The 12799-nt window shown below is 34.7% G+C and carries 11 protein-coding genes and 1 riboswitch; of the genes, 1 reads left to right on the plus strand and 10 read right to left on the minus strand.

The genetic code is table 11. The features are described from left to right. Positions 1 to 3 precede the first annotated feature (3 nt). The 6 genes from DK441_RS26485 to DK441_RS08155 all read right to left on the minus strand — a co-directional run bounded on the left by DK441_RS26485 (position 4) and on the right by DK441_RS08155 (position 6244). A complete protein-coding gene (locus DK441_RS26485; protein ID WP_160111999.1) occupies positions 4 to 180 on the minus strand; it encodes a hypothetical protein in 177 nt (58 codons plus the stop codon). Positions 181 to 527: 347 nt separating this feature from the next. Then, positions 528 to 1466, minus strand: coding sequence for a sirohydrochlorin chelatase (locus tag DK441_RS08135; RefSeq protein ID WP_025663045.1), 939 nt, complete (start codon positions 1464 to 1466; stop codon positions 528 to 530). A 168-nt stretch (positions 1467 to 1634) separates the two neighbouring features. Continuing rightward, positions 1635 to 2357, minus strand: a complete 723-nt coding sequence (cobA, locus tag DK441_RS08140) for a uroporphyrinogen-III C-methyltransferase (RefSeq protein WP_109098273.1) — start codon at positions 2355 to 2357, stop codon at positions 1635 to 1637. Between the two features lie 2 nt (positions 2358 to 2359). Further along, entirely contained in the window at positions 2360 to 3175 is an 816-nt protein-coding gene (locus DK441_RS08145) for an NAD(P)-binding domain-containing protein (RefSeq protein WP_109098274.1), read from the minus strand. Next, positions 3162 to 3983, minus strand: coding sequence for a ferredoxin (locus tag DK441_RS08150; protein WP_109098275.1), 822 nt, complete (start codon positions 3981 to 3983; stop codon positions 3162 to 3164). The genes DK441_RS08145 and DK441_RS08150 overlap by 14 nt, the downstream gene beginning before the upstream one ends. Positions 3984 to 3985: 2 nt before the next feature. Continuing rightward, positions 3986 to 6244 (minus strand): TonB-dependent receptor, encoded by a 2259-nt coding sequence (locus tag DK441_RS08155; RefSeq protein WP_109098276.1) that lies wholly within the window; start codon positions 6242 to 6244, stop codon positions 3986 to 3988. 104 nt (positions 6245 to 6348) lie between these two features. After that, positions 6349 to 6537, minus strand: a riboswitch (cobalamin riboswitch). 252 nt (positions 6538 to 6789) lie between these two features. On the opposite strand from DK441_RS08155, the gene DK441_RS08160 reads away from it, so the two are divergent. Further along, positions 6790 to 8637 carry a Xaa-Pro dipeptidyl-peptidase gene (locus DK441_RS08160; RefSeq protein ID WP_109098277.1) on the plus strand — a complete coding sequence of 616 codons (1848 nt, stop codon included), beginning with the start codon at positions 6790 to 6792 and terminating at the stop codon, positions 8635 to 8637. Positions 8638 to 8673: 36 nt separating this feature from the next. Here DK441_RS08160 and DK441_RS08165 read toward each other — a convergent pair whose 3' ends face one another. From DK441_RS08165 to DK441_RS08180, 4 genes are all read right to left on the minus strand, one after another. Next, complete coding sequence (locus DK441_RS08165; protein WP_109098278.1) at positions 8674 to 9207, minus strand: AAA family ATPase; 534 nt, start codon at positions 9205 to 9207, stop codon at positions 8674 to 8676. Between the two features lie 84 nt (positions 9208 to 9291). Beyond that, positions 9292 to 10230, minus strand: a complete 939-nt coding sequence (gene cbiB / locus DK441_RS08170; RefSeq protein WP_109098279.1) for an adenosylcobinamide-phosphate synthase CbiB — start codon at positions 10228 to 10230, stop codon at positions 9292 to 9294. Continuing rightward, the gene (locus DK441_RS08175) at positions 10212 to 11234 is read right to left on the minus strand and encodes a histidinol-phosphate transaminase (protein ID WP_109098280.1); all 1023 of its coding nucleotides are present in this window, start codon (positions 11232 to 11234) and stop codon (positions 10212 to 10214) included. The genes cbiB and DK441_RS08175 overlap by 19 nt, the downstream gene beginning before the upstream one ends. Continuing rightward, entirely contained in the window at positions 11231 to 12694 is a 1464-nt protein-coding gene (locus DK441_RS08180) for a cobyric acid synthase (protein ID WP_109098281.1), read from the minus strand. Before DK441_RS08180 ends, DK441_RS08175 begins: the two co-directional genes overlap by 4 nt. Positions 12695 to 12799: the final 105 nt, after the last annotated feature.

Consider the following 12799-nt stretch of genomic DNA (forward strand, 5'->3'; position numbering starts at 1 on the left):
GTTTTAATTTTTGTATTTGTATTTTTTTGATTTTAAAACCTTTATTGCTTTGGTTATTTCTGTGATTTTTGATAATTCTGAAATTCCTTTTCTAATATCTTTCTGCAGAAGATTTTGATTCATGACTTCACGGTTTAACTGCCGTTTCTTCATTTCCAATAGTTCAATAACGTAGTCCATGTGTAAATATATAATTTATTAGTTATATAAAACTAAAAAAGTTAGTCTTAACTAACAAATTATATTTTATAAATATTTTTATAACATGTATAACGCCATAATTACATATAATGATAAATGCATAAGGGAAGAATATTTTTGTTTATACTACTGATAATCAATATCTAATGAGGTGGTAGAGCTTTAGGAAGATATAAAAACGAATGGGATCGTCTCAAAACGATATCAGTGCACATAGAATGGCTTAGTAAAAACGAATTAATACTATTCTGTAAGACTTGTATTGTACGTATGCTAAGTTCGGAATCTTATTTTTACCAGGATTATAGGAATAGAATTTCAAAAATCTAAATCCCCAGCATCTTCTTGATTTTGCTACCCAATGAGTTTTTTACTTCACCTGGTTTTTCATCTTCTTCAAAAAGGATACCTTTTACGTTGAGGTGGTGTCCAACTTGTTCTTTACCATAATCCTGCTCAAACCCTACCACTTGCTTTCGATATTTACAAAGTTGGCAATTCATATGGGCAGTACCGCTTTTAGCTTCTTCTAAGCGTTCATCAAAAGCTTTCATTAATAACTCATCGGTACCAAAAGGATCTGTATAGATATATTCTAGGGTAGAAGATGTATTCATATCGGTAACATGACCATAAATACGTTCTAGTAATACTCCTGTAAAAAAGAAAAAAGGAATAACAATAGTTCGCTTAAATCCTAATTTTTCAATCATTTGTAGAGATTCGTCAACTTTGGGATAGGCTGTTCCGCTATACGCTGTAGTAGCAAATCCAAATCCCATTCCTTCCCAGAGCATGCTGGTTAGTTTACATACATCGCTATTGGCATCTGGATCTGTAGTGCCTCTGCCCACAACTACCAGGCAGGTTTCTTTTCGATCTAGAGTAGATAAAGTAGCTTCTGTCTCTTCGATTCGCTTTACAGCAAGATCTAACAAAAAAGAATTAACACCAATATGCTTTCCCATGGCAATGGTTAGATCTTCATGATAACTTTGAATGGTGTTCAATTCATAAGGGATATCATTTTTGGCATGAGATCCGGCAAATAAAATAACAGGAAGCGCATATATTTTTCGGATTCCGTTCAGGTACATGCGCTCTACTGCAGCTTCGTAAGTAGGGTGATTAAATTCTAAAAATCCATAATCTACTTCATAGTCATTTTCATAACGTTCTTTTAGGATACTTACCAGCCGTTTAAAAGAAGTAATGGCAGCTTCTCTACGGCTTCCATGTCCACAAAGTAATATTCCTTCTTTCATCTGTTCTTTTTTATTGTCTTTTAGTTGTCAGATAAAATTCGCCATTGAACATCTCGGTTGGTATCAACTCAATTGTTATGACTCATTTCATTGTTTTTGTTTATAAATTGAATTGTCCACTATAGTTGAAAATGGATTCCAGTCTGCGCTGGAATGACAAACATTAATCTACCTAATTGGATGTGCCCCGATTAATAATACTACAGGCATTTGTAATGTACTATTTTTAATCTGTTCTTGTATACTCCCTAGCGTACCCGTTATAATTTCCTGATTAGATCGTGATACATTAGAGGCTGCATTCACTGGGATAGTATCATCTTCGCATACTTCTAAGAGCTTGGGGATAATCCTATGTAAACTTTTAAGTCCCATATATATCGAGATGGTATTTCCGGCTTTAAGCATATGGGCAATACCGGTGAGTTGTTCAAAAGAATAATCTGCAGTATGTGCTGTGCATATCAACATGGCATTAGACTTATTCCTTTCGGTAATAGGAATATTAAAAATATTAGCAGCTGCCAGTGCTGCAGAAATACCGGGAATTACCTCAAAAGGAACATTTTTTTCAGTCAGATATCGTGCTTCTTCGGCCGCTCTTCCGTAGACATAAGGATCACCAGATTTAAGGCGAACTACTTTTTTGCCTTTTTGGTAATGAGCACAAAGTAGTTCATTGATCTTTTGCTGACGTTCTATTTGATCAGACGTATCTCCAAATTTACGCCCTACATATACTTTTTCTCCAACTGTATTGATCGCTAAAATAGCATCTGAAACGAGATTATCATGAAGGATGATATCTGCTTCTTTGATAAAGCGAGATGCTTTTACAGTTAATAATTCTGGATCTCCGGGACCAGCACCTACTATGGCTACAATATTCATAGTCAAATTAATTTTAAAGGATCGGGATGAATATAAGAATACCCCAAAAGTGTTTTGCTTTTGGTATTAGAGATAATCTTATAAGCTTGTTTTTCTTGCTTGATAAAAGTAGGAGGGGTAAGTCCTATTTTTTGGGCAGCAAGTGTATAATATTCTTTTCGTATCGGGTGTTGGTCTGCACAACCATTTATAATTTCTCCCCAGGCTTCTTTTTCTATAACCGCATTAATTAATCCAATACAATCCTCTCTATGAATTACATTAATGGGAACATCTCCATTCTGTACTTCTTTCTTATTAGCAAGAAATCGACCTGGTAAGCGATCATCACCAATAAGACCCGATAGTCTAATAATACTCACTCGGTTTTCGAATTGTTCCTGCAATAATCGCTCTACAGCGGCAACTGCCTTTCCTGATTCTTTTTCTGGCGCAATATTCAATGTTTCAGTTACCTCTGCATTTGTATTTTGATATACCGAAGTAGAACTGATAAAGATTATTTTTTGAGTATCAGAAATAGATGGAAGTATACTTTTTATTTGATTTTGGTATATTTCTATAATGTTTGGAATTCGTTTAGGAGGAAAATTAATAATGACAATTTCACTTCCTGATAGAAAATCCAAATATTCTTTTTCCGAAGATTTTCCAAGTGTAAAAAGATAAGGTGTAATCCCTTCGGATTTTAGTTTTTCGATTTTACTTTCTGTGGTTGTAGATCCTTTTACCGTATCCCCATTGGCAATTCGATTTATTGCCAATGGTAATCCTAACCATCCACAACCTAGTATGCTTATGTGTTTAGACTTCTTCACTGATTCTAATATGGTTTGGTGACATTCCCAGATAAACCGTAAGGATATGTTCCCACGTGTTTGTATCCTCTTCTTTTATCCAAAATGTGACCAGGTGTTTTCCTTTTTTATTTTTTAGACGTATTGCCTTGGTAAAGATAGTAGATTTTTTAAGCCAGATCACTTCTGCAACACTTACTTTACGATCGGCAATCTCTTCTGAAATGTCTTTCGGAATTCCAGCGATTGTTAATTGTAACTGAAGCTCTTCTCCCGTAATTTTTACCTCATAATCATCAGTATAATCGACATAGTGAGGTAATTTTATTTCAAGGGTAGCTGTGTCGTATTGTTGCACCACAATACGTTTTGGTTCTTGAAATAAGTATTTAAATAGAGGATAGAGATGTTGATCTGAAGCAAAAGACCGCGCTACTAACGCTTCTCCGAGTTCTGGATCTATTTTATCTTTAAAAACAATTGGTGCTATAGTTTTCTCGTTCTCTGTGGCTAATTCTGGCCATCCTTCTTTATATAGTAAATACTCTTCGACAGGTTGATCTTCTTCTAAATGGGATTTCAGAATTGAAACGGCTTTATCGGGAGTCAGGTTTTTATACCAATAGTTTCCAGGTTGTACAATCCAGGTCGGTGCATCTTCACAACGACCATTGCATCTTGTTTTGATAGTATGCGTAGCATCCCAAAGCCCGTTATTGCGCAAATATGCTCTGGCTTCTCGTATAGCTATTTCACCTTTTGCTTTTTGGCAGGACCCTCCATCACAAAATTGAAAGGTGGTATTTACTTTACTTAGATTTTTTCCCATAATTAAAAGAAATAAGTTACACTTAATTTGGCTAAAAAAGGTGTTCCTGGAGTGAAATGAAAATCATCTACAGGAGTAGTTTCATTTTGAAGTTGAGAGGAATCATAGAATACCGCTTCCATCCATTTTTGATCAAATATATTTTCTATCGCTAATCCGATCTCGTAAGAGGGGTTGGTGTAATTAAGTACAGCATCCATCAAAAAGTAATCATCTGCTTGTACAGATTCATCTTCAATTAGAGGTCGTTCTGCCATATACCTGTATCGTAGAGATCCTTTGATTCCATTTTTTAATTTTAAGGTAGCTCCGCCAGTCGAGGTAAATCGAGGAGCAGATGGGATTTTGTTTGCCTCTTCTGGTTCATCCAGTAAAGTCCCATAACTATAGTTTAGATCAGTGTCTAACCAAAAATAGGATAGTGGTTGATAACGAAAAGAGGCTTCTGCACCAATACGCTCAGAACGGCCTTTATTTTCGAACTCAAAACCATCAGTAACAAAAACATACTCGGCATCACTTTTTATGTACCAGGCAGCAAGATTAGCAATCAATCTATTGCCAATTTTAAATTCTGTACCCAAGTCATAGCCAATAGCTTTTGGCAAAGGGTGAACAGATTTTTGATCTACAGCAGCCTGACTATAATTAGAATGAAAACCAGAACTCGCTTTTACATATAGTTGGATTTTTTGAGTAAGGTCATAGAACAGGCTGAGTTTAGGACTAAATCGAAATGCGTCGTTATCATCTTTACCAGGTTCTGGAATAAGTTCTTTGAGATCAAAAGTGAAATAATCCCCTCTAAGCCCTACCAGTATCGAAAGCTTATCGGTTAACTTTAGTTGCTCTCTAAGATATACGCTATAATTGGTTTCTTTTATTTTGAAGGAGTTTACAGTTTCTAATAGAACTCTTTTGTTATTTCTATCCAGTTTAATTTCATTGTTGTTATGTTGTACACCAAATCCAAACTCTGTTTTACTATTCATTGTTCCTAATTTGGTGTCTAAGGATAGCCTTCCGTTATAAGCAAATATATTCCTGTTTTCTGACTGATGTATCATATCCCCATTTGTTGGGTCATTGAGATAAAAGGAAAAATTAGAAAACAGATTATACTGGTTAGATACGTAGTAAAGTTGGTTTTTAAAACTAATCTTTTCTGATAGTTTAGACTGTAATTGGGCATTAATATGAATACGTTCTGTATCTCCCCCTTCACTATCGTCTATGGCACCAAATCTGTTTATTAATCCAGACTGTACCGCTCTTAACGGTATTTGTCCAGATGCATTCCAATTACTATGGAAAGTAGATACCGAGGTTGTTAGCGTATTATAATCGTTAATATCTACGGTATATTTAGAAAAAGTGTTTAATCGTCTTAAATTTTGTGGACTGTCAAAAAAGCTTTTATTGTAGGTTCCTTCTATTGCGATATATGCATTCTCATAGTTTTTGGATAAAAAGTTCTTTTTATCCAGGAGCGTAACCATACCTAGTGCTCTTATAAAATTATACTGACCATATTCTAACTTTAAAGAGTTTTGATTCAGCCTACTTTTTGTAGTGTATGAAGCAGCACCAGATACTGCAAAATTACCCAAAGAAGCCTCATGTGGCCCTTTATAATAATTAGCATCACCTACAGTTTCGGAGATAAGAAAGTGCATATCTGCATATCCCTGCCCATGAGCATGAGAACTCAAATTGATTGGGATATCATCTACAGAAACAGCAAAATCAGTACCGTGATCATTGTCAAAACCTCGTAAAAATATCTGCTCGGCTTTACCTCCTCCTGCATGTTGTGCAATAAAAAGACCAGGAACTGTTTTAAGTAAATCCTGGGCACTGTTTACCGGTCTTAACTTTAAAGATATTTTGGATACATGATGTACTCCTATTTCCTTTTTTTTGTCTGATTGGATAATTACTTCAGACAATTCTGTGGCAGAAACGGGAAGTCCTACATTTAAGATGTTTTCTTCTCCTTTTAGTACTACCTTTTTGATAATGGTAGTATATCCTATTGCCGAAAACTGAAGATCATATTTTCCTGAAGGTAACGTTATTTGATATTGACCATCTAAGTCGCTAATAGTTCCTTTACTTTGTTCTACTATCGATAGAGACACATCAGGAATATTATAGCCAGTGCTGGCATCTTTTATAATTCCTTTTAAAATAGTGTTGGATTGTGAAAAGACAGATTGACTAATCAAAACCAATACACCACAAAACATAATTCTTTTCATCTAAAAAATCTAAGTTATGTGGGAAAAGTTATAGAGATAAAAAGAGTCTTTTTAAATAGAAAGTAAGACCCGTAGTTATATCTAACTCTTTACCCGAGAGTTAATATTATATTTTGATTTATGGCAGGTCTCCTGACTTTACACAATTATGATCACCTTCCCATAGTTGTACTACAGTGGCATATAGATCATAATTTTAGATATGTATTACAGTTGCGGGAACAGTTTTGGATTTTCACCAAATTCCCTTTTCATCTTTTGTTTCCAAAAGAACCGTAAATCAGCAGCGAAGATACTTTTTTTGTTTAAATAACAGATCTAATAAAATCTACACGTTTTGTTAAAGTTGTTTTGGGTATTAATTTTATTGCGAAATTGCGGCTTCGATCAATATGCTAATATAGGAAGTAAATACATATACAATAAACTTGAATACCATTATGCCTTTACTCTATACGGAGTATGATCTTCATTTTTTTGGGATATAAGCCCACCCTCATTTTAAAAATAAAAATGATTTTATTGAATAAATAATCAAATAGGTAATGAGAAAAAATTATAAATTACAATTAGTATTCACATTCTTTTTTATAATTACATTAAATGCGCAACAAAAAACTGAACCTGTTTTTAAAGATGGAGAGGCCCAGATTGTTGAAGCTTTTAATACGCCTGATCAATGGATCAGGCACGATCTATGGGTAGAGACAGAATTTGATACTGATGGAGATAAAAAGTTAGATAGAATGCATGTTTCTGTTACACGACCTTATCAAACAGAAACTGAAGGTTTAAAATTACCAGTCATTTATGTATCTAGTCCATATTTTGCAGGAGTTGCCCCTGATGTAGAAGGTTTATTCTGGAATGTAAAACATGAAATAGGAGAGCAACCAAAACCAAGAGTACAGGTAGAAGTAACACGTACAGGAAAAAGACCAATTATTTCTAATTCTCACATAAAAAAGTGGGTACCAAGAGGGTATATTGTTGTTCATTCTTCTTCACCAGGAACAGGCTTATCTCAAGGTGCTCCAACGGTTGGTGGAGATAACGAGTCTTTGGCGCCAAAAGCAGTTATTGATTGGCTATGTGGCCGTATCGATGGATATACAAGTCCAACAGGAAATGAAAAGATTAGTGCATTTTGGTCTACAGGAAAAGTAGGGATGACAGGAACTTCGTATAACGGAACCATTCCGTTGGCAGCAGCAACTACAGGAGTAGAAGGGTTAGAAGCAATTATTCCTATTGCACCAAACACATCGTATTATCATTATTATAGATCTAATGGTTTGGTACGTTCTCCTGGAGGGTACCTAGGTGAAGATATAGATGTATTGTATGATTTTATTCATAGTGGAGACGAGTCTAAACGTGCTTATAATAATAAAACAGTACGGGATACAGAAATGAAAAACGGTATGGATAGAATTACGGGAGATTATAATGATTTTTGGGCGGGACGTGATTACCTTAACGATATGAAACCCATGAAAGCTGCCTTATTAATGTCACATGGTTTTAATGATTGGAATGTAATGCCTGAGCATAGCTATAGAATATATAAGAGAGCTAAAGAAATGGGTATTCCTGCTCAGATTTATTATCACCAAGGTAGTCATGGTGGTCCTCCGCCAATGAAAATAATGAACAGGTGGTTTACAAAATATTTGCATGGAATTGAAAATGGAGTAGAAAAAGATCCAAAATCATGGATTGTACGTGAGAACAAGCCATATGGTGAACCAGTCCCCTATGTAGATTACCCAAACCCAGATGCAACAGATGTGATACTGTATCCCAATTCTGGGGGTACGAAAATAGGAGAATTAAGTAATAAAAAGGTAGTAGATAAGAACACTGAGACATTAATTGATGATTATACTTTTTCTGGAGATTCTTTGGCAAAATTAAAAAGCTCAACTCACCGCTTGCTCTATGTTACACCAAAATTCACTGATGATATACACATATCCGGAGTTCCAAAAGTTACCATTAAGCTTGCTAGCAGCAAACCTGCTGCTAACCTTTCGGTTTGGCTAGTATCGTTACCATGGAATGAAGAAGTTTCTAAATCTCTAAAAAAGAGAACTGTACAAATTACAGACAATATCATAACCCGTGGTTGGGCAGATCCGCAAAATCATGCATCTTTAACAAAAAGTGAACCACTCAAACCTGGGAAATTTTATACGATAAGTTTTGATTTACAGCCAGATGACCAAATTATTAAAAAAGGACAACAAATAGGGTTGATGATTTTTTCCAGTGATAATCAATTTACGTTATTACCCCAATCAGGAACCGAATTAACAATTGATCTTAGTGAAACTTCTATTGTGATTCCTGTTGTAGGCGGTAAAAAAGCATTTAATACAGCTATAAGATAAAATAAGAGTTATATCGGTTATAGGTAATTTAGGATTTTATCGTTGTAAAATAAGAGATTGTACAAGATCTACACGTTTTGTTAAAGTTGTTTTAGGGACTACTTCTATTGTAAAATTGAAGTTTTGGTAGACTTCTATAAGATGCTTATGAATACATTGGGCTTCTACGAATGATTGAGGACGTTGAGGATCGTTGATATAAATTTCTTCCCAGAGAGGCATTAAAAATACAGTAGATGCATAATGCGTCTTGAAAGGAAAGTCCAACAGATATTCTGGAATAGAATGAGATTTTGCTTTTAGATAAGCTATGATATCAGGTAATCCCCGATCTACATAAGAATTTTCTTGAAGTGGTAATTGTAACTCTTCGAGAGTTTGAAGATACACCAAATTAGCAAAGCCAGGAAGATCTCCCCACGGAGTTTTATTACTTTTTATCTGTTGTTGTTCAAGTATTATTTTTCTCGAAATTTCGGAAAAACACAAGTATCCATTAGCTTGTAAAGCCTGGATTAAACTTGTTTTTCCGGTTCCCGGTGCTCCGGTAATGATATATCTTTTGGGCATATTTTTTTTAGATGTTAGAATTTAGACCGTTTCACTAATTAGATTTTAGATCTTTTTCTAATAAATCGAAAAATTATTGTCTTGTTATGTGTTTAAATAAAGGAAATAGTAAACCATACAAATTAAAAGAACAAATGTAAAGGTTACTTTTTGATTGATCCTTGCTACTGTTTTTATTTCCTGATCCTTCAGGATTCGATCATTCGTTCCTATAAATGGTTTATCAACCAGTTTTCCGTGATAGTAATTAGGTCCGCCAAATTTGCAATCTAGAATCGCAGCCAGTGCAGCTTCGGGATATCCGGAATTAGGGCTGGAGTGTTGTTTACCATATTGTACTACAAAAGAGATTTTATGAAGTTTGCCAGTTACCAGTAACATTAGAAATGCCGTAAGTCTAGCCGGGATATAATTAACCACATCGTCTAGTTTTGCAGCAAACTTGCCAAAATGTATATACCTTTCATTTTTATACCCAATCATTGAGTCTAATGTGTTAATCATTTTATAACTCATTGCTCCAGTAACGCCAAACAGAGCGTAATAAAAAAGCGGGGCGATTACTCCATCACTCAGATTTTCGGATAATGTTTCGAACACTGCCATTTTTATTTGTTGTGGATTTAATTGGTCTGTTTCCCGCCCCACAATCCATGACAGTCGTTTTCTACCTTGCTCTATTCCTTTTTGTAAAGCTGTAAAAACAGCTTTACCTTCATCGATTAAACTCTTATTGGCCAAGGCGTAGAATACAAATATGGAAGTAAATGTATAGTATACTATTGGATATGGAGTAGTTAATAAGTGTAGAACATAAAAAAACAATATAGTGATTACTAGCAAGATCATAGTAAGTATCCTACCTTTTTGAAATGCAAAGGGTGGAATGTTTAATTGTTCCTCTCCATACTGTATTGCATTCCCGAATAATCGTATGGGATGAGGAAGCCATCTGGGATCTCCCAATATCAAATCAAGAATATACCCAATCACTAAAGGAATAATTACTGTAGTGTACTCCATTGCTGTAAAGCATTAATTAATAGCTCATTTTTTTCGGGATTCTGACTAGCGATACGAATGTAATGACTACCTAAACCCTTAAAGTTTGAAGCATCTCTGATTAACAATTGATGAGTGTGTGCTAAATAATCTTTGAGAAGAGGAGCACTGGGTGTTTCTAGTTTTACTATAAAATAATTAGTATTTGATGGGGTAACAGTAAATCCATCTAATGTATCAATTTGTTGTTGTAATTGACTACTATATCCTAGAAGTGTTGCCATATCTGGGTATAAAGTCTTATAGTTTTTAAATATGTATTTTCCTGCTTCAATTGCCATGGTATTAACACTCCACGGTATTTTAGCATGCTGCAGTTTTTCTCCTATTGCTGTACTACACAGCATGTATCCTAACCGTAATCCTGGTATCGAGAATAATTTGGTTAACGATTTTACGATGATGAGATTGGTATATTTTTCGAGAAGCTCGACACAAGGTTTGATCTCATGGGTAAACTCGATATAGGCTTCATCGATAACAAATGTAGTATTAGGGAAATCAGCTATTAATTTCTCTATTTCTAGAACCGTATTGCTATGACCATTGGGATTGTTAGGGTTGCAAAGAAATACAAGATCTTCTTCAAAAGAGGTATGTAGTACTTCAGAACGATCAAAGTACCTGATTTTCATATCACTTCTTAAACAAGCATCTTCATACTCAGAAAAGGTAGGAATGCCTATGGCGGCTTTTTTACCAGAAAAGAGAGGGGTTATATTATAAAAAGCTTCTGTAGCTCCATTAGTTATTACTACTTGTGATGAATTTAATCTATGGTGCTCTGCTACTTGTTGTGTTAGTACATCTGCACTAGGCGTTGGGTAATTAGCAATAAGAGGTAGCTGCTCTCTAAGATATGAAAGTAACAGCTCTGAAGTTCCCTTATGCCAAATATTAGAACTAAAATTTGCTTTAAATGGTATTGCGTAACGATAGCCGTCATCACCGTGTCCGTATATCATGATATAATGTGCATTTCAGAAATAATAGAATCGATATCAATACTTTTTTCTAATAAAGCAGCTAACTTATCATAATTTTCTTCTTTATAGGCTTTATAATCAAAAGATGTTTTGGTATTGGTGAAATTTTGTAACACATCTTCAATTACAGTAGAGTGATCCAAAATTCCATGAATATAGGTTCCCCAGCAATTTTCGAGTATATATCCTTCAGGTTGACCATCGATATAATTTAGAGGTTGATGATTTTCAACCGTAGTTTCCCCCATATGGATTTCGTATCCCGAAATGGTTTCAGGATACTCTTTAAACTTAAAATTACATTGTATAGTTGTCTTTTCTGAAGTCAACTGCGTGGTTATAGGTAAAATACCTAATCCGGGAATCGTTTTAATATCACTTTCGACTCCCAGAGGATCTTCAACCACTTTTCCTAGCATCTGATATCCACCACAAATACCGATAATGTTTTTTTGTGATTTGTGCGCATCTAATATCACTTTAGCAATGCCTTTTTCTCTAAGAAATATAAGATCCTGGATAGTGTTTTTACTCCCCGGAAGTATAATAATATCGGCTTCAGATATACTTTTGGGATCATTAGAATAAAAGAGATGTGTTCTTGCATCCTTTTCTAATACATTAAAATCGGTATAATTAGAAATATAGGGTAGTAGAACTACTGCGATATTCACTAATCCGCTCACTACGGTTTTCTCTTTTTTCTGTAAGGCTACAGAGTCTTCTTCTTCAATATAGATGTCACTGGCATAAGGTACAATCCCTAAGACGGGAATTCCGGTTAGTTTTTCTAACATCTTTTTTCCATCTTCAAATAAAGAAATATCTCCTCTAAATTTATTGATAATCACTCCTTTCAAAAGTTTCTTTTCCCAGGGTTCGAGAAGTGCTATTGAACCATATACACTTGCAAAAACACCTCCTTTATCAATATCGGCAATAAGATATACATCTGCACCAGCTGCTTGCGCCATACGCATGTTTACAATATCTCGGTGCTTTAGGTTAAGCTCGCTGATGCTTCCTGCTCCTTCTAAAACGACAGGATTATATTTTTCCTGAAGTCGAAAAAATGCAGTTTTAGCTTCTTCAAAAAGTTGTTGCTTATTATTTCCTAAAAAGTACTCTTTAATGGTTTGATCACCAATAGGTTTGCCATGTAAAACGATCTGGGATTTATTAGCTCCAGAAGGTTTTAATAAAATAGGATTCATATCTGTAGCACAATCAATTTTGCATGCTTCGGCTTGTACAGCTTGTGCTCTCCCAATTTCTAATCCATCGGGGGTTACAAAACTATTAAGCGACATATTTTGTGCTTTAAATGGGGCAGGAGCATACCCTTTTTGTTTCAGGAGTCTACATATACCAGTAACAAGAATGCTTTTTCCAACATCTGATCCTGTTCCTACAAACATAATAGGCCGTAATTTTGTCATTCTTATTTGTGAAATGAATTGGTTTCAAAATTAGTTAAATATTCTGATGAAAAGAATTTCTGTAGTAAGCATATAAGAAAATAGTATTAAAGATTAATCTGTATA

Origin of the sequence: Aquimarina sp. AU58, assembly GCF_900312745.1 — a bacterium.
GTDB classification, from domain to species: domain Bacteria; phylum Bacteroidota; class Bacteroidia; order Flavobacteriales; family Flavobacteriaceae; genus Aquimarina; species Aquimarina spinulae.

Coding starts and splice junctions, on each gene's coding strand:
- cbiB (WP_109098279.1), bottom strand. CDS start 10,230: ATGGAGTACACTACAGTAATTATTCCTTTAGTGATTGGGTATATTCTT.
- DK441_RS08175 (WP_109098280.1), bottom strand. CDS start 11,234: ATGATATACGGACACGGTGATGACGGCTATCGTTACGCAATACCATTT.
- DK441_RS08180 (WP_109098281.1), bottom strand. CDS start 12,694: ATGACAAAATTACGGCCTATTATGTTTGTAGGAACAGGATCAGATGTT.
- cobA (WP_109098273.1), bottom strand. CDS start 2,357: ATGAATATTGTAGCCATAGTAGGTGCTGGTCCCGGAGATCCAGAATTA.
- DK441_RS08160 (WP_109098277.1), top strand. CDS start 6,790: ATGAGAAAAAATTATAAATTACAATTAGTATTCACATTCTTTTTTATA.
- DK441_RS08135 (WP_025663045.1), bottom strand. CDS start 1,466: ATGAAAGAAGGAATATTACTTTGTGGACATGGAAGCCGTAGAGAAGCT.
- DK441_RS26485 (WP_160111999.1), bottom strand. CDS start 180: ATGGACTACGTTATTGAACTATTGGAAATGAAGAAACGGCAGTTAAAC.
- DK441_RS08155 (WP_109098276.1), bottom strand. CDS start 6,244: ATGAAAAGAATTATGTTTTGTGGTGTATTGGTTTTGATTAGTCAATCT.
- DK441_RS08165 (WP_109098278.1), bottom strand. CDS start 9,207: ATGCCCAAAAGATATATCATTACCGGAGCACCGGGAACCGGAAAAACA.
- DK441_RS08150 (WP_109098275.1), bottom strand. CDS start 3,983: ATGGGAAAAAATCTAAGTAAAGTAAATACCACCTTTCAATTTTGTGAT.